The organism is Herminiimonas sp. Marseille-P9896 (genome assembly GCF_903993245.1).
In the GTDB taxonomy this organism is placed as follows: Bacteria; Pseudomonadota; Gammaproteobacteria; order Burkholderiales; family Burkholderiaceae_D; genus Oxalicibacterium; species Oxalicibacterium contaminans.
Window position 1 is genome coordinate 1,102,103 of sequence record NZ_CAJEVT010000001.1, and the last position, 16,708, is coordinate 1,118,810.

Annotated in this window: 16 protein-coding genes; 8 read left to right on the forward strand and 8 right to left on the reverse strand. The window is 53.3% G+C overall.

Translation table 11 applies throughout. The annotated features are described in order from the left end of the window. Window positions 1–16: 16 nt before the first annotated feature. The 6 genes from rpsA to cysM all read left to right on the forward strand — a co-directional run bounded on the left by rpsA (window position 17) and on the right by cysM (window position 5,280). The gene (gene rpsA, locus H7U06_RS05305; RefSeq protein ID WP_175625216.1) at window positions 17–1,693 is read left to right on the forward strand and encodes a 30S ribosomal protein S1; all 1,677 of its coding nucleotides are present in this window, start codon (window positions 17–19) and stop codon (window positions 1,691–1,693) included. Window positions 1,694–1,704: 11 nt separating this feature from the next. Continuing rightward, window positions 1,705–2,010 carry an integration host factor subunit beta gene (locus tag H7U06_RS05310; protein ID WP_011871954.1) on the forward strand — a complete coding sequence of 102 codons (306 nt, stop codon included), beginning with the start codon at window positions 1,705–1,707 and terminating at the stop codon, window positions 2,008–2,010. A 130-nt stretch (window positions 2,011–2,140) separates the two neighbouring features. Then, the gene (locus H7U06_RS05315) at window positions 2,141–2,455 is read left to right on the forward strand and encodes a lipopolysaccharide assembly LapA domain-containing protein (protein WP_175625116.1); all 315 of its coding nucleotides are present in this window, start codon (window positions 2,141–2,143) and stop codon (window positions 2,453–2,455) included. Between the two features lie 47 nt (window positions 2,456–2,502). Further along, window positions 2,503–3,678: a lipopolysaccharide assembly protein LapB gene (lapB, locus tag H7U06_RS05320; RefSeq protein WP_175625117.1), complete on the forward strand. Its 1,176-nt coding sequence runs from the start codon at window positions 2,503–2,505 to the stop codon at window positions 3,676–3,678. 218 nt (window positions 3,679–3,896) lie between these two features. After that, entirely contained in the window at window positions 3,897–4,226 is a 330-nt protein-coding gene (locus H7U06_RS05325; RefSeq protein WP_175625118.1) for a helix-hairpin-helix domain-containing protein, read from the forward strand. A 151-nt stretch (window positions 4,227–4,377) separates the two neighbouring features. Continuing rightward, window positions 4,378–5,280, forward strand: a complete 903-nt coding sequence (gene cysM, locus H7U06_RS05330) for a cysteine synthase CysM (protein WP_175625119.1) — start codon at window positions 4,378–4,380, stop codon at window positions 5,278–5,280. 28 nt (window positions 5,281–5,308) lie between these two features. Here the strand turns inward: cysM and H7U06_RS05335 are convergent, their stop codons facing one another. Both H7U06_RS05335 and H7U06_RS05340 read right to left on the reverse strand, forming a co-directional pair. Further along, entirely contained in the window at window positions 5,309–5,647 is a 339-nt protein-coding gene (locus tag H7U06_RS05335; protein WP_175625120.1) for a hypothetical protein, read from the reverse strand. Between the two features lie 408 nt (window positions 5,648–6,055). Continuing rightward, window positions 6,056–6,637, reverse strand: coding sequence for a DUF1415 domain-containing protein (locus tag H7U06_RS05340; RefSeq protein WP_175625121.1), 582 nt, complete (start codon window positions 6,635–6,637; stop codon window positions 6,056–6,058). Window positions 6,638–6,819: 182 nt separating this feature from the next. On the opposite strand from H7U06_RS05340, the gene H7U06_RS05345 reads away from it, so the two are divergent. After that, window positions 6,820–7,374 (forward strand): YaeQ family protein, encoded by a 555-nt coding sequence (locus H7U06_RS05345; protein WP_175625122.1) that lies wholly within the window; start codon window positions 6,820–6,822, stop codon window positions 7,372–7,374. Window positions 7,375–7,407: 33 nt separating this feature from the next. Here H7U06_RS05345 and mltB read toward each other — a convergent pair whose 3' ends face one another. The 5 genes from mltB to H7U06_RS05370 form a co-directional block, all read right to left on the reverse strand. Further along, the gene (gene mltB / locus H7U06_RS05350) at window positions 7,408–8,526 is read right to left on the reverse strand and encodes a lytic murein transglycosylase B (protein ID WP_175625123.1); all 1,119 of its coding nucleotides are present in this window, start codon (window positions 8,524–8,526) and stop codon (window positions 7,408–7,410) included. Further along, window positions 8,523–10,532, reverse strand: coding sequence for a DUF3488 and transglutaminase-like domain-containing protein (locus tag H7U06_RS05355; protein WP_175625124.1), 2,010 nt, complete (start codon window positions 10,530–10,532; stop codon window positions 8,523–8,525). Before H7U06_RS05355 ends, mltB begins: the two co-directional genes overlap by 4 nt. Then, the gene (locus H7U06_RS05360; RefSeq protein ID WP_254873127.1) at window positions 10,529–11,524 is read right to left on the reverse strand and encodes a DUF58 domain-containing protein; all 996 of its coding nucleotides are present in this window, start codon (window positions 11,522–11,524) and stop codon (window positions 10,529–10,531) included. Before H7U06_RS05360 ends, H7U06_RS05355 begins: the two co-directional genes overlap by 4 nt. 14 nt (window positions 11,525–11,538) lie before the next feature. Then, window positions 11,539–12,459 carry a MoxR family ATPase gene (locus tag H7U06_RS05365; RefSeq protein ID WP_175625125.1) on the reverse strand — a complete coding sequence of 307 codons (921 nt, stop codon included), beginning with the start codon at window positions 12,457–12,459 and terminating at the stop codon, window positions 11,539–11,541. 153 nt (window positions 12,460–12,612) lie between these two features. Beyond that, window positions 12,613–13,638: a transporter gene (locus H7U06_RS05370; protein WP_370458598.1), complete on the reverse strand. Its 1,026-nt coding sequence runs from the start codon at window positions 13,636–13,638 to the stop codon at window positions 12,613–12,615. Window positions 13,639–13,968: 330 nt separating this feature from the next. Between H7U06_RS05370 and ylqF the strand changes: the two genes are divergently transcribed. Further along, window positions 13,969–14,880 (forward strand): ribosome biogenesis GTPase YlqF, encoded by a 912-nt coding sequence (gene ylqF, locus H7U06_RS05375; RefSeq protein WP_175625126.1) that lies wholly within the window; start codon window positions 13,969–13,971, stop codon window positions 14,878–14,880. Between the two features lie 123 nt (window positions 14,881–15,003). Here the strand turns inward: ylqF and groL are convergent, their stop codons facing one another. Next, complete coding sequence (gene groL, locus H7U06_RS05380; protein ID WP_175625127.1) at window positions 15,004–16,650, reverse strand: chaperonin GroEL; 1,647 nt, start codon at window positions 16,648–16,650, stop codon at window positions 15,004–15,006. Between the last annotated feature and the right edge of the window lie 58 nt (window positions 16,651–16,708).

The following is a 16,708-nucleotide window of genomic DNA, read 5'->3' on the forward strand; positions in this document are numbered from 1 at the left end:
AGCAACACCTGTTGGTATGGAAAGTTTTGCCGCTCTTTTTGAAGAATCGTTGTCACGTCAGGACATGCGTTCTGGTGAAGTGATTTCGGCTGAAGTTGTCCGCCTCGACCATAACTTCGTTATCGTCAACGCTGGCTTGAAGTCGGAAGCATTTATTCCTATCGAAGAATTCAAAAACGACAATGGCGAACTCGAAGTCAACGTTGGCGATTTTATTTCCGTCGCTATTGAATCCCTCGAAAACGGTTTTGGCGACACTATCCTGTCGCGCGACAAGGCTAAACGCCTGGCATCGTGGCTCTCGCTTGAAAAAGCGATGGAATCCGGTGAAATCGTTGTCGGTACCGTTAACGGTAAAGTCAAAGGCGGTCTGACCGTTTTGACCAATGGCATCCGCGCATTCTTGCCGGGTTCGCTGGTTGATACCCGTCCTGTTAAAGACACGACTCCATTCGAAGGCAAAACGCTCGAATTCAAAGTTATCAAACTCGATCGCAAACGTAACAACGTTGTGCTGTCGCGTCGCGCTGTCATCGAAGCATCGATGGGCGAAGAACGTCAAAAACTGATGGAAACCCTGAAAGAAGGCACCATCGTTACTGGCGTCGTTAAAAACATCACCGACTACGGCGCGTTCGTGGATCTGGGTGGTATCGATGGTCTGTTGCACATCACCGATCTGGCATGGCGTCGCGTGCGTCACCCATCGGAAGTACTCACCGTCGGTCAAGAAATCACCGCGAAAGTACTCAAGTACGATCAAGAGAAAAACCGTGTATCGCTGGGCGTCAAACAATTGGGCGACGATCCTTGGACCGGTTTGTCCCGTCGTTACCCACAAGGCACACGCCTGTTCGGTAAAGTCACCAACCTGACCGACTACGGCTCATTCGTTGAAGTCGAACAAGGTATCGAAGGCCTGGTGCACGTTTCCGAAATGGACTGGACCAACAAGAACGTGGCGCCAAACAAAGTCGTTCAATTGGGCGATGAAGTTGAAGTCATGGTTCTGGAAATCGACGAAGAACGTCGTCGTATCAGCCTCGGCATGAAACAATGTAAAGCCAACCCATGGGATGACTTTGCTGTGACCCATAAAAAAGGTGACAAAGTTCGTGGCGCGATCAAATCGATCACCGACTTCGGCGTGTTCATCGGCCTGGCTGGCAACATCGACGGTCTGGTTCACTTGTCCGACCTGTCTTGGACAGAAACCGGCGAAGAAGCTGTTCGTCGCTTCAAGAAAGGTGACGAGCTGGAAGCAATCGTGTTGGCTATCGACGTGGAACGTGAACGCGTATCCCTCGGCGTTAAACAACTCGAAGGTGACCCATTCAACAACTTCGCTGCAATGAACGACAAAGGCGCGTTGGTAACTGGTACCGTTAAATCGGTTGAGCCTAAAGGCGCAGTGATCCAATTGTCCGATGAAGTTGAAGGCTACTTGCGCGCTTCCGAAATCTCCCGCGATCGCGTGGAAGATGCTGGTACGCACCTGAAAGTCGGCGATACAGTTGAAGCTATGGTTATCAACGTTGACCGCAAAGCACGCGGCATTCAACTGTCGATCAAAGCGAAAGACAATGTTGAAACGCAAGAAGCAATGCAAAAAATGTCGTCGGATGCAAACGCTGCATCGGGTACGACCAGCCTCGGCGCATTGCTCAAAGCTAAGCTCGATAACAAGAACTAAGACCATCGTCAATGACAAAGTCGGAGCTGATTGCTCGCTTGGCTGAGCGTTATCCGCAACTGGTAGCTAAGGATGCGGATTACGCGGTCAAAACCATTCTTGATGCAATGTCCGATGCCCTGGCAACCGGACAACGCATCGAGATACGTGGTTTTGGCAGCTTTGCACTCAATAGCCGCCCGCCGCGTATCGGTCGCAACCCGAAGTCGGGTGATAAGGTGATGGTCCCGGAAAAACGGGTTCCTCACTTCAAGCCAGGCAAGCAGTTGCGTGAGCGTGTGGATGCGATGGTTGGGCAACCAATCATCGAAGACTGAGTTGTTTGTAACGAAATAAGAACGGCATCTTCGGATGCCGTTTTTTTTCACGTACAATTTCATTAATCTATTACTGTGCCAAACTGAGGGCATGCAGTAGCCCGGATCAGCTTATAAAGGAACGAATGCCATGAAAATCCTGCTCAGAATTATTGCTGTCCTGCTTTTCATCGTGTTCTTTGGTTTCGCCATGAAGAATACGCAGGAAATCTCGCTGCAGTTCTTCCTCGGTTATGAAATGCGCGGACCTTTGGTATTGCTCTTGCTGGGTTTCTTTGTCGGTGGTGCCGCTCTGGGTGTATTGGCGATGACGCCGACCCTGTTCCGTCACCGTCGTGAACTGGCGAAACACAAGAAGACGATCGCAACGATACAAAAAGAAGTACAAGAACAGGCTATGGTGAAATCGCAGCCACCACAGCCGGACGCTGTGATTCATCTGTGAGTCGTGCGTCTTGCATCATTTGATTACTCTCTACGACACAACATTGCATGGAATTTGAAACTTGGTGGTTGCTTGCCATACCGGCCTTTTTTACCCTGGGCTGGATAGCTGCGCGCGTGGATATCAAACAATTGGTTTCGGAATCGCGCAGCCTGCCGCGCGGCTATTTCAAGGGTTTGAATTTCCTGCTGAATGAACAGCCCGATAAGGCGATCGACGCCTTTATCGAAATCGTCAAACTGGATCCGGAAACCGCTGAGCTGCACTTTGCGCTCGGCAATCTGTTCCGTCGTCGCGGTGAGACTGAGCGCGCAATACGTGTGCACCAGAACTTGCTGGCGCGTCCTGATTTACCGCTGGAACACAAGGTGCACGCCCAATACGAGCTGGGGCAGGACTATCTGAACGCTGGCTTGCTGGACAGGGCAGAGGAAACCTTTAACCAACTGATAGACACTCAGTACGGTGCGCAAGCCAGGCGTGCATTGCTGGAAATTTATCAGCGCGAAAAAGAATGGGAGCGCGCGATCGAAGCGGCCCATGCATTGCAGGAATCAGGTGCCGGCGGCCGTCAGAAGGAAATCGCACAGTTTTACTGTGAGCTGGCGCAGGATGAATTGGTGCATACCCATCCAGAGACCGCGATCAGTTTGCTGGAAAAAGCATTGGCGGCAGATCGCACCAGCGTGCGAGCCACCATCCTGCTGGGCGATGCGCAACTGGCGCAAGGCGATACCGAATCTGCATTGCTGACCTGGCGCCGGGTTGAGCATCAAAGCGTGCCGCACGTGGCATTGGTGGCGCAGCGTTTGATGGATGGCTATCGTGCAGTCGGACGGGCGCAGGAAGGCGTGAACCTGTTGAAGTTCTATCTGGCGGAGGCATCGTCGATAGATTTGCTGGAAGTCGTGTTCAAGGCCGTGCTGGAACTGGAAGGTGTAGACGCAGCGAATCAAATGGTCAGTGACGAACTGCGGCGTACCCCGACTTTGCTGGGGCTGGATAAGCTGCTGGAAGCGCGTCTGATGGAAGCGCCGCCGGAAATGCGTTCGGAACTGTCGCTGGTCAAGAACCTGGTGCATGGTTACACGCAAAAGCTGGCGCGTTACCAGTGCAGCCATTGCGGTTTCAAGGCACGTCAGTATTACTGGCAATGCCCAGGTTGCAGCAAGTGGGAAAGCTACCCGCCACGCCGTACCGAAGAATTGAATGTCATGAATTAAGTAGTCTGCAATACCCCCGGCTAAGCTGCTTTATGTGTATTTAAATGCACGTAGGTTAGCCGGTACTCACTTTTCTCTCCCTTGATGTATTTCCTTTGGGAGATGTCCGATTCAAATCCCTGCTTGTTTTTTCTACATTCGGCGCTGGGCTAGCGATAAATATAGCTGTCTGACGTCGTTATCTCTGTGCATTTTTATAAACTGACCAGGAGATTCAAATGTTGAAAAAAGTGTTTTTTACACTCGTAGCTGCATTTTTCTCGATGAGCTTTGCGTGGGCACAAGTTGATGTCAATAAAGCGGATCAGGCGGCACTGGACGGCATCAAGGGCATAGGCCCGGCTACCTCCAAGGCCATACTCGAAGAGCGTAAGAAAAGCGGCAATTTCAAGGACTGGGATGATTTGCAGAAGCGCGTCAAAGGCGTAGGTGAAAAGAGCGCTGAAAAGCTCTCGCAAGCCGGGCTGACGGTGAATGGTGCCGGGAAATCAGCTGTAAACAAACCGGCAGAAAAGAAGGGTGCTGCGAAGGCCAAGTCAGGGAAGTAAGCGCCAGGTATTTGCGTATCTTCAAGAAAGCCCCGTCCACGTCAGCGGATGGGGCTTTTTGCTGTCCGCATGGTTTTAATCGAGTTCGTACGCGCAAAGGCATCTGCGATTAAAATGGCGTTTTCCCGGATACACCATATAAGCACTCACTATGCAATATTTGACCATCGAAGACACCATCGGCAATACCCCACTGGTACAACTTAAACGACTGGGCGGTGAAGAAGCAGTACGTCGCAACAACGTCATCCTCGGCAAGCTGGAAGGCAATAATCCGGCCGGTTCTGTGAAAGACCGTCCAGCGCTTTCCATGATCCTGCACGCGGAAGAGCGCGGCGTGATCAAGCCAGGCGACACCCTGATCGAGGCGACCAGTGGCAACACCGGGATTGCGCTGGCGATGGTGGCAGCGATGCGTGGCTACAAGATGGTCTTGCTGATGCCGGAGAATCTGAGCGAAGAGCGCAGACAGGCGATGGCAGCATACGGTGCGCGTATTGTCCTGACGCCGAAAACCGGTGGCATGGAGTATGCGCGTGACCTGGCAGAACAAATGCAAAAGAACGGCGAAGGTTTGATCCTGGATCAGTTCGCCAACCCGGACAATCCGCGTGCACACTACGAAACGACCGGTCCGGAAATCTGGCGCGATACCGGCGGCAAGATCACGCACTTTGTCAGCGCGATGGGTACGACCGGCACCATTATCGGTGTTTCCGAATATCTGAAACAACAGAATCCGGACATCAAAATCATCGGTGTGCAGCCGGATGAAGGTTCGCAAATTCCTGGTATCCGCAAATGGCCGGAAGCCTATTTGCCCAAGATTTATGACGCTAGCAAAGTCGACCAGCTTGAATACGTTAGCCAGGCTGTAGCCGAGCAAATGGCTCGTCGTTTGGCTATAGAAGAGGGGATTTTCTGCGGGATTTCAGCAGCGGGCGCATGTGAAGTTGCGCTCAGGATTTCTCAGACGGTAGAAAACGCGACGGTAGTCTTTATCGTCTGCGACAGGGGGGATCGTTACTTGTCGACAGGCGTATTCCCGGCCTAAGCCGAGAATACTCTGCGGGTAACTTTCATTACTCTTGCGGCTCGCTTGCTACGACGCCGCCTTCTTTTGGTTTGAATTGCTTGTCGCTGATACGGAATTTATCGCGACGGTCACCCATCAGGATACGCAGGTCACGAATACTCAAATCACTGACTTCGTGCATGCGAATCAGCAGGGATGCGCCTACCGGCAGACGGCGATGGCGGATTTTGCTGATAACTGGTGGGGCAACTTCCAGTGCGCGCGACAGAGCTGCATCATTTTTAAGATGTAGTCTTTCAATCAGGGAGTCCAACAAATGATTGGGGTCGTACGCAACTTGATCTGCAAGTCGGTTACTTGTGATTTGGCTATCTGGAGTAGTCATAATATCTTCGATTTCAAAGTGTCAAACGAGGGATCGGTGAAATGCAAGGCACCTTGCAATTTCGTCGGCTACTGATATTGGAGTCTTGTCATATTAGTAAAGTTGCAAATGGTGATGATTTTTTCAGGGTATTACGACATATATGAAAAAATTAACTATATGCAATCAATATAGCAAGGAATTTCAAAAAAGCAATTACAACTCAGTGTTCTTTTGGCCTCACAATTGGTCAAGAGTTCCTTCAAACAATCTTTTCTTTTTGAGAAAAGTAGCGTTATTGAAATTTTATTCTTTTCTGTGATTTTTCACAAAAAAACCTTAAAAATCAATGCTTGTTGTTGTTTTAAGGAATGATGCCGCATGGCAATGTGCACGCTTAAACGATGCTTAAATAATACTTGTATGTCATTATTTGCGCTTATGCCCGGGTGCTAACAATTGTAAATTCATCCATCCTTCCAGTCCCAATTTCCGTAACGTTTCCATATTCTTTTCGTAAATTTCCTCCGCCTCGGGGAAAGCTTCGACTGCGCGCTCTATGCTCGCTTCGCGTAAAAGATGCAAGATTGGATATGGTGAACGATTCGTGTAGTTTTCTATATCGTCTGCTTTGCTGTCTGCAAATTGATAGTCAGGGTGGAAACTGGCAATCTGGATTTCTCCATCCAATTCCAAATCTTCAATTGCTTCATCTGCAACATCGAGGAAGTCGTTGTAATCAAGGAAGTCGGCCAGGAGCTCCGGCAGGATTAGCAAGGTGGTATCGATTTCGGCCGGATCGCTCTGATGCAAATGCTGCAACTCTGCACTGAGTTCTTCATATAAGGCATCGGTGTTGCGCGCAGTGCTGACGACATAGCGGATTTGCTGTTTGACGTAGACCGCTTTGGCGAAGGGGCAGAGATTCAGGCCGATAACGGCTTTCTCCAGCCAGGCTTGGGTAAGGGCGATGACTTCATCGTGTGCTGCCGGGGGAGTAGGTGTGTGCATGCAAGCCATCCTGTTGATCGATCGCTATTTTAAACGTTTGCCGTAATCGGCTCTGAACGATATCGAAATGCGTACGCACATGCGGCGTATATAAATTGATCGCAGAGCGGGGCTGGATCGGCTATTCTTGCCACCGTTCCGTTGTGCGCATACGCGCGACATTTTCATCAAAGTAGAATTTCATGGCTCTTAAATCCACCATTTTCAAAGCTGACCTGCAAATCGCCGATATGGACCGGCAGTATTACGATGGCCATGCGCTGACGATAGCGCGCCATCCGTCCGAGACCGATGAGCGCATGATGGTCAGGATCCTAGCCTTTGTGTTGCATGCGCATGAGGCCCTGTCCTTTGGCAAGGGTTTGAGCGCGGATGATGAGCCTGACCTGTGGCAAAAGGATTTAACCGGTGCGATCGAACTGTGGATAGATGTCGGTCAGCCGGATGAGAAGCGCATCATGAAAGCATGCGGCCGCTCGAACCAAGTGATGATTTACAGCTATAGCAGCATGAGCAATATCTGGTGGAACCAGATTGCCAGCAAGGTGGATAGGGCGAAGAACCTGAGCGTGTTTAATCTGCCGGCAGCGACCAGTCAGGCGCTGGCCAAACTCGCGCAACGCAATATGCAATTGCAATGCACGATACAGGACGGTCAGGTCTGGATTAACGGTGAAGGCGAGTCGATACAGATCGATCTCGTCCAGTTGAAAGCGCCTGCGGACGCAGCGCGCTGAGCGTGACCGCCGTCTGGCGGTCACCACATGCAATTAGAAATTGCGCGCAGCGCGCACAGCGCGGCTCAGGTCTACTACCGACATTGCATAGAAGAAGCTGCGATTGTATTGTGTGATCGCAAAGAAGTTATCCGCCCCCAGCCAGTACTCACTGGCATCAGCGCCATTCTGCAGATCGACCAGGCCGAACAGCATATCGGCAGGTGGTTCGACCAGCGGCGTCACGCCTGCTTCCTTCATTTCCTGCAATGTGAATTTCGCGCTTAGTCCCTGATTGATAAAGCGCTGCCAGTTTTCCGTCATGTCCACCTTAGCTGGAAACACGATGGGTTGTCCGCTACGCCAGCCATGTTGCACCAGGAAATTGGCAACGCTGCCTATGGCGTCGACTGGTGAGTTGCGCAGATCGATATGACCATTGCCATCGAAGTCGACCGCGAATTTACGTATGCTGCCCGGCATGAATTGCGGCCAGCCTATCGCACCCGCGTAGGAACCAAGCAGTGAGAATGGATCGATCTGTTCATCGCGGGCAAACAACAGGGTGTTTTCCAGTTCGCCGCGGAAATAGTTCATGCGTGCCGTGCGATTCGGTGTCTCCGGATAAGCGAAGGCCAGCGTCGTGATGGCATCCATCACGCGGAAGTTGCCGGTGTTACGGCCGTATACAGTTTCGACGCCCAGGATGGCGACGATGATTTCCGCAGGTACGCCATACTTGGCTTCAGCGCGTGCCAATTCACCAGCATATTGATTCCAGAAGGCGACGCCGCCGTTGATGCGCACAGGCTCAACAAAGCGTGCCCGGTAAGCCGCCCAGTTCTTCGGCTTGCCTGGTGGAGCCGGTTTCATTAACTGGATCGCGCTATCGACGTAGTGGGTCTGGTTCAGTGTGGCTTGCAACTGCTTCTTATTGAAGCCATTTTTTTCCACCATCTGGTCGATGAAGCTGGAGACATCACTCCATTGCGAGAAATTTGCGAATTCATCACCTTGTACTGGCTTGACGGCTTTTTTGGCCTTGGCTGTGGTCTTGTTTGCGGTCGCCGGTTTCTTACCGGTTTCACCAGCGGAAGCACAGCCACTCAAGGCGAGGATGGAAGAGAGAGCGATTAGCGGAATAGCTTGTCTGGAGAGCAGTGGAAATGTCATCGAATTTGAGTCAGCAATGATTTGAGTGTGGTAAGTGCGTCGGATGGCGACAAATCTTCAGCGCGACCATAACGAACTTGTTCATAAAGAGTCATAAATTTCCTGGTGGCATGTTTGTGCTTATCGGTCAGCGCAGTATCAGCAGCCAGCAATCGTAGTGCATATGTGCGCGGTCCTTCATGTGCCTGGCGCGGATAACCATGACGTGCCATCAGTTTGCCAAACTGCGCATACGTAGCTGTCAGCGGATCACCTTTGCGACGCACACCCAGCAGCAGGGCGGCTAGTGCGGCCATCACCGTGGCCCCCGCAAGCAGTAGCAACAAGACCAGTGTTTGCCAGTCGATGTTACCGAAGCCGAGTGAACGTAGCAAATTCTTTTGCTCATCCGGCGTGTAGTTCAACACCCATTGGTTCCAACCGTTGTTAATGGCTTCCCATTGAAAGCGCATGCTGCGCAACCATGATGCCGGATTACTATTCGTATTGAGCAAGCCGCCCAACACCGGTTCACCTGCATCCGTCGTGGCTGTATCGCGCGAGATACGCTCCGGCGCGATCACGGCAGTCGGGTCGACGCGTACCCAGCCACGCTCTGCCAGCCAGACCTCAGTCCATGCATGCGCATCGGATTGCCGCACGATCATATAGCCATCAACCGGATTGATTTGTCCGCCTTGATAACCTGTCACTACACGAGCGGGTATGCCCATCGCACGCATCAGTACGACCAGGGCACTCGCATAATGTTCACAAAAACCTGCGCGCGTAGAAAATAAAAAGTCATCGACGCTATTGACGCCCAGCAGTGGCGGTTCCAGCGTGTAGCGGAAGGGATCGCTACGGAACAGTTGCAGAACGCGATCGATGGCAGCCTGATCGTCGATAGATTCGCGCCGGATCTGTGCTGCCAGCGCCAGCGTGCGTGGGTTGTAGTCCGGTGGCAAAGCCAGCCATTGCTTCAATACATTCGCATCTGCTTGCGGCAGGAAATCAAAAGCCAGGTGCGAAGTGACGTCGTAACGTATGCGTTCAGTGATGGGGCGTGCCGTGCGCAATTCGTACGAAGACGTATTGGCAACGAATTTTCCAGCCAGTTGCGGCATGGAAGTCGGCAATTCAAGCGCGAACAGCCATGGTTCCGAGCTGGCTTCCTGCGTGACCTGATAGCGCACCGGATTGCCATGGGTTTGCAGAGGAGTCTGACTGTTTCTGCGGCTGGCTGCTGCTTTGGTCCAGGTACGGCCATCGTACTGATCCAGCACGATACCGCGCCAGTACAGCTGATGGCTGGACGGGACGGAGTCTGTAAATTTCACCCTGAAGGCGACTTCGCCAGACAAGGCCAGCTTGGCGATATTACCCGGACTCATGCTGCTGGACAGGCCGCTGCGCGCAGTCCTGCTATCGTTAGGCATGCCCCACAGCGGTCCCTGTATGCGCGGGAACAGGATGAAGAGTACGACTGTCAGCGGCACGGCCAGCAACAGGATCTTGCTCGCGAGCTGCAGGCGTTTGCGCAAAGAAGGTATCGCATCGGTGTACTGAAACGATAGCTGCGCGGCCAGCATCACGATGATGGTGATGATGCTCAGTGCAGCGATGGCCAGTGATTGGGAGTTGAAGAAATTCGTCAGCAGTAAAAAGAAGCTGAGGAAGACAACTGCAAAAAGATCGCGGCTGGCGTGCATCTCCAGTAGCTTGAATGTCAGCAGCAAGGTCAGGACGGCGACACCAGCTTCACTGCCGACAAATGTCCTGAAGGTCAGATATACACCGCCCATGGTCAGCAAGGCGAGCGGCAGCAGCAGCCAGCGCGATGGCATGCGATTGCCACGGAAGGTGATCCAGCCGCGCCACAGCAACATCACACTGCAGGTGGCGACTATCCATGGCGGGAGGTTCGCAACATTGGGTGCCAGTACCAGTGCGCATGCGCATAGCAGGAGCATGGTATTGGCCTTGTCGCGTGACATGGGGCGCAGCATTTGGGCGAGCAGCTTCATGGCGCGCGCTCGTACAAGGCGAGTGCCTGCAGGCAGGCGGCCTGATGAGCCGGGCCGATGGACGGTGGCAGGTAGATGTGGGCGAGGCGGAATGCATACGGCAAGCCTTGCGCTTCCGCCATGAGTACCCAGCTCGTCATGCGCGCCAGCCTGTGTTCCACATCCATAGTCAATGGCAGCTGCTTGTAGTCGAGCGTGAGTTCACTGGCTGCGCCGCCTTCAAACTGTTTGCTGACAAGTGCGCCACCGTTGCTGCGTGCAATCTGCCGCCATGCCAGTTGGCGTATGGAGTCGCCAGTCTGATATGCGCGTATCCCAGCGAAATCATCATGCCCGGCACTGCCGCGACCATCTGTCTGGGTTCCTGCATTTAATGGCAAGGGTGGGCTGTCTGTTTCCGGGCGCGGATAAACCAGCACCTGCATGGCTGGTTGCCAGTAAGCCCATGCCTGCAGCAAGCCGAGCGGAAAGGTTGTTTGCAGGCGTATGCGTGGTGCCGCCAGCCAGCCGCGTTCTGTTGCTGGTGTGCTGAGGGTCACATCATTGCCCGCTTGCGACGGGATGTCGGCGACGTGTGGAATACCGACATTGCCATCGGCTATGAATGCCAATCGTATCGCGTAGCGCTCATAGGAGCGGCGATTATCCAGGTGCAGGCTGAATTGCGCGACTTCTCCGGCGTAGACCGGCGTTGTGCGTCCGGGTGACAGATGCAAATAGGCGAGGTTGCGAAAGGTCAGGTGCATGCCGACGATGGCGCAACTGGCGAGCAAAAAAGTCAGCGCGAAGCCCAGGCTCAGGTTGTAGTTGATCGAGCATACGAAGAGTACGACCAGCATCAGGCCGAAGATTAGCCCGGCGCGAGTCGGCATGATGAAGATGCGGCGCTGTTTCAGGAACACTGTCCCTGTTTCGGCCGTACTTAGTCTGAACAGGTATTTTCCTGTCCATGGCTTGAACATCGTTTGCAGCTGTATAGGGATGAGGCGCACGCAGTGATCCCGCTTCAGACGCTGACCGACCTCATTAATTGCAATACCAGGTCGCGACTGGCGAGCGCGCTGGCGCTGCCAGTTTTGAGCGGACGCAGGCGGTGTGCAGTGACGGGCACCAGCACTGCTTGCACATCTTCCGGAATCACATGATTGCGTCCTTCGAGTGCGGCCCAGGCACGCGCTGCCTGTAACAATGCGATCGTTGCGCGCGGACTCAGGCCTTCGGCAAACATGCCGTTCTGGCGCGATGCTGCGGCCAGCGCCTGGATGTAGTCTATGAGTGCGGTAGAGACGTGGATGTTCTTCAGTTCGGCTTGTGCCGCCAGCAAGTCGCTGGCTTGCATCGCCATCGGTAGTGATTTCAATAAGGTGCGTCTGTCTTCGCCCATCAGCAAGGCGCGTTCCGATGCAGCATCCGGATAGCCGAGTGACAAACACATCAGGAAGCGATCAAGCTGCGATTCCGGCAAGGGGAAGGTGCCGAGCTGGTGTGTAGGATTTTGGGTGGCGATGACAAAGAACGGTTCCGGTAATGCGCGAGTCAGGCCGTCGGAAGTGACTTGCCGTTCTTCCATCGCTTCCAGCAATGCAGACTGCGCTTTCGGCGTCGCACGATTGATTTCATCGGCCAGCAAGACTTGCGTAAAGATAGGGCCGGGGTGGAATACAAAACCGTTTTTCTCTCTATCGAAGATAGAAATACCAACCACATCGGCTGGCAACAGGTCGCTGGTGAATTGCTGTCGGTTGAATTGCAGGCCAAGCGAGATCGCCAATGCATGCGCTAATGTGGTCTTACCTACGCCGGGTAAGTCTTCTATGAGTAGATGACCGCCAGCCAGCAGACAGACCAGCGCCTGGCGTATCTGCACATCCTTGCCGACCACAATTTCGCCTACTTGCCTGGCGACTGCATGCACTTTTGCGAACATTCGATTTTCCGTCGTTGATGGGCGCCATAGCGACGCGGTGAGGGCGAGTTTCAGATTCTATGCGAAATCACTTGCTTTGACGCGAGCATAGTTAGCACTGAAAGCACTTGGAAATTGAACGAATGTTCGTTTATGCACAAGATGTGACAGTCGTTAATCCTGCTTCTGTTTGCGTATCACCAGCCAGCCGACGATGGCGGTACAGGTGGGGACTATGCCAGCCACTATCCAGAAGCCATAGCTGTGCTCGGCAAAGGGGATGCCGCCTACGTTCATGCCGAGCAAGCCGGTAATGATATTGATAGGCAGCGCCAGCACGGTCACGATGGTCAATACGTAAAGGCTGCGGTTGTTTTCTTCGTTGACCTGGGCTGCGATTTCTTCCTGCAGCAATTTGATGCGTTCCTGTAGCGAACTCATATCGCTCAGGACCACAGTAAATTCCTCGGTAGATTGGCGTAACTCTTGTGCTGCCAGTTCGGCGACCCAGGTTGGTGGCTTTTGCAGCAAGCGGAACAGGGCGGCCGGTTCCGGTGCCAGCAAGCGTTGCAGGCGTACCAGGATACGGCGCAATGCGCCGAGGTCGGTGCGTTGTTTATTCACTCTGCCGGAGAGCAGGGTGTCTTCTACTTTGTCGACTCGTGCGACGGCATCGCGCACGATCTTGACCAGTACGTCAGCCTGGTCACGTAGCAGGTGCACCAGCAATTCGACCGAGGACTGTATCTGATCGCCGTGTTCGACTGCCTGGCGCAGGCGTTCGATAGATTTCAATGGTGTGCGGCGGGCGCTGATGACGACATTCTGCGTGACGTTCAGCCACAAGGTCGCGATATCGGCTGATTCAAAAGAGAAACTGTGCAGCACATCATTGACGACTGCAATCAGGGTGTTGTCGGCTTGCTCAATCCGGGTTGAGCGTGAACCATCATGCAAAGCTTCATTGAACTCATCGGCGACTTGCGCATGCTCATGCATCCACTTTTCGCTGGCGGTATTGCTTAGGTTGAAGTGCAGCCAGATGAATTCGGCCGGATCGTGTTCTTGCACACCCAGCAGCCATTCAGCGGCTTCGACCGAGTTGATGCGGCTCGCTGTCACGCCCGGCTTGAAGCGGAAACCCCAAATCAGACCGGATGGATCCGAGCCATAGCTGAAACCAGTAACGCCTGTCATCATTTATAGGGGGTGCTGGATGTGAGGTGATTTCTTCACGTGGCAGGTCAGGCCGCGCAATAAGTCGGCAGACGGGCCAAGAAGGTGCACGAGAGGTGCGTTTCTTGCAATGTCGGATAGGGCTGGCAACATTACTCGGGAATTGGTCGGGGCCTTTATTTGCGCCGATCCCCGTTAGCGCTAGCGGATGCCAGTGTGCATGCCGGATATGACGCGCGTATGACAATTTCACCCATTTAATGCGTGGAATATGACGAAACCCGGTCTGCCCAGCCGTTGAGGGGGCTGTGAGCAGGTAAAATAGCGGCTTGCTTCCCTCAGATAAAGTCACGCATGTCCATACAATGGTACCCAGGTCACATGAACGCCGCCCGCAAGAAGGCGGCGGAAGCCATGGAAAAGACCGACATGATCATCGAGGTGCTGGACGCGCGCGTACCGCAGGCCAGCCGTAATCCGATGATCGAAGAGCTGCGCACCTTCCGCCAGCGTCCTTGCTTAAAAATATTGAACAAGAGCGACCTGGCCGATCCGGTCGCGACCAAGAAATGGCTGGATTTTTATAACAGCCAAAAGAATGTGCACGCGGTCGCTCTCAGCTGCAAGAAGCCGTCCGACGTGGCCAAGATTCCCAGCCTGTGTCTGAAAATTGCGCCGCATCGTGGCACGCCGCTCAAGCCTTTGCGTATCATGATCATGGGCATCCCTAACGTCGGTAAATCGACGCTGATGAATGCACTGCTGAAGAAGCGCGTGGCCAAGGTCGGCGACGAACCTGCGGTGACCAAGACGCAGCAGCGCCTGTATCTCGGCAACAATATGGTGCTGACCGATACCCCGGGCATGATGTGGCCGAAGATCGAGCATCCTAGCGATGGCCTGATGCTGGCTGCCAGCCACGCGATCGGTAGCAATGCCTTGATTGAAGAAGAAGTGGCGACTTTCCTCGCCGATGTAATCCTGATGCACTATCCACAGCTGTTGACAGCTCGTTACGGTTTTCCGACCGAAGGGATGGATGGCGTCAGCGTGATCGAAGGTGTGGCCTTGCGTCGTGGTTTCCGTATCAAGGGTGGGGAGCTGGATCTGGAGAAAGCGGCACACACTTTCCTGCAGGATTACCGCGTCGGTGCAATTGGTCGCGTCAGCCTGGAGACTCCGGAGAGCCGTATAGCCTTGCTCGCCAGCTATAAACCACCGCCATCGTTGAGCGATGTGGAAGATGAAGTGGATGAAGAAGAGTAAGCGCAAACATTGAAGTACAAACAAAAAGCCCGCAAGGCATAAACCTTGCGGGCTTTTTTGATGTGCAGATAAGCGCATAGTGCTTCGGCATCGTGCAGCACGATGCCGAAAGCAGGCCGGCAATTACATCATGCCGCCCATACCACCCATGCCGCCCATACCGCCCATATCACCCATGCCGCCTGCTGGTTTGTCTTCGACAACTTCAGCAACCATGCAATCGGTGGTCAACAACAGGGCAGCGATCGAAGCAGCATTTTGCAATGCCGAACGGGTCACTTTAGCTGGATCCAGCACGCCCATTTCAACCATGTCGCCGTAGGTACCGTTAGCAGCGTTGTAACCGAAGTTACCTTTGCCTTCCAATACTTTAGCAACTACAACCGAGGCTTCTTCACCGGCGTTTTGTACGATCATGCGCAGTGGTTCTTCCATTGCACGCAGAACGATACGGATACCAGCGTCTTGATCCGAGTTATCGCCTTTGATGCTGATTGCAGCACGTGCGCGCAGCAGGGCAACGCCACCGCCAGGAACGATACCTTCTTCAACAGCAGCGCGGGTTGCGTGCAGAGCATCTTCAACGCGTGCTTTTTTCTCTTTCATTTCAACTTCGGTAGCAGCACCGACTTTGATCACTGCAACGCCGCCTGCCAGTTTGGCAACGCGTTCTTGCAGTTTTTCACGGTCGTAGTCCGAAGTTGCTTCTTCGATTTGCGCGCGGATTTGCTTAACGCGTGCTTCGATGTTGATAGCCTGGCCGTTACCGTCAATCAGCGTGGTGTTTTCTTTGCCGATTTCGATACGTTTAGCCTGGCCCAATTCTTCCAGAGTGATTTTTTCCAAAGTCAGGCCGACTTCTTCAGCGACAACCTGGCCGCCGGACAAGATAGCGATATCTTCCAGCATTGCTTTACGACGGTCGCCGAAGCCTGGAGCTTTCACTGCGCAGGTTTTCAGGATGCCGCGGATGTTGTTCACAACCAGGGTTGCCAGTGCTTCGCCTTCGATGTCTTCTGCGATGATCAGCAGTGGACGACCAGCTTTGGCAACTTGTTCCAATACCGGGAGCAGGTCACGGATGTTGGAGATTTTTTTGTCGCACAACAGGATGAACGGATTGTCCAGGATAGCGGTTTGCTTTTCTGGGTTGTTGATGAAGTATGGCGACAGGTAGCCGCGGTCAAACTGCATACCTTCAACGATGTCGAGTTCGTCGTTCAGGGATTTGCCGTCTTCAACAGTGATGACGCCTTCCTTGCCGACTTTTTCCATCGCTTCAGCGATGCGCTCGCCGATCGATGCATCGCTGTTAGCGGAGATCGAACCAACTTGAGCGATTTCTTTGGTGGTGGTGCATGGTTTAGCAATGGCTGCCAGTTGTTCGACAGTTGCTGCAACAGCTTTGTCGATACCGCGTTTCAGATCCATTGGGTTCATGCCGGCTGCAACGTATTTCATGCCTTCGCGAACGATCGCTTGTGCCAATACGGTTGCAGTGGTGGTGCCGTCGCCTGCGTTGTCGCTGGTGCGGGAAGCCACTTCTTTCACGAGCTGCGCGCCCATGTTTTGCAATTTGTCTTTCAGTTCGATTTCTTTAGCGACCGAAACACCGTCCTTGGTGACGGTAGGTGCGCCGAACGAACGTTCCAGAACCACGTTACGGCCTTTAGGGCCCAGGGTTACTTTAACTGCGTTGGCCAGAACGTTAACGCCTTCGACCATCTTGGCACGGGCTGCGTCGCCGAAAATTACTTCTTTAGCTGCCATGTTGATTGCTCCTGATTATTCGTTGAGTGACTGAATCACTGAATTCCGACTAGGAATG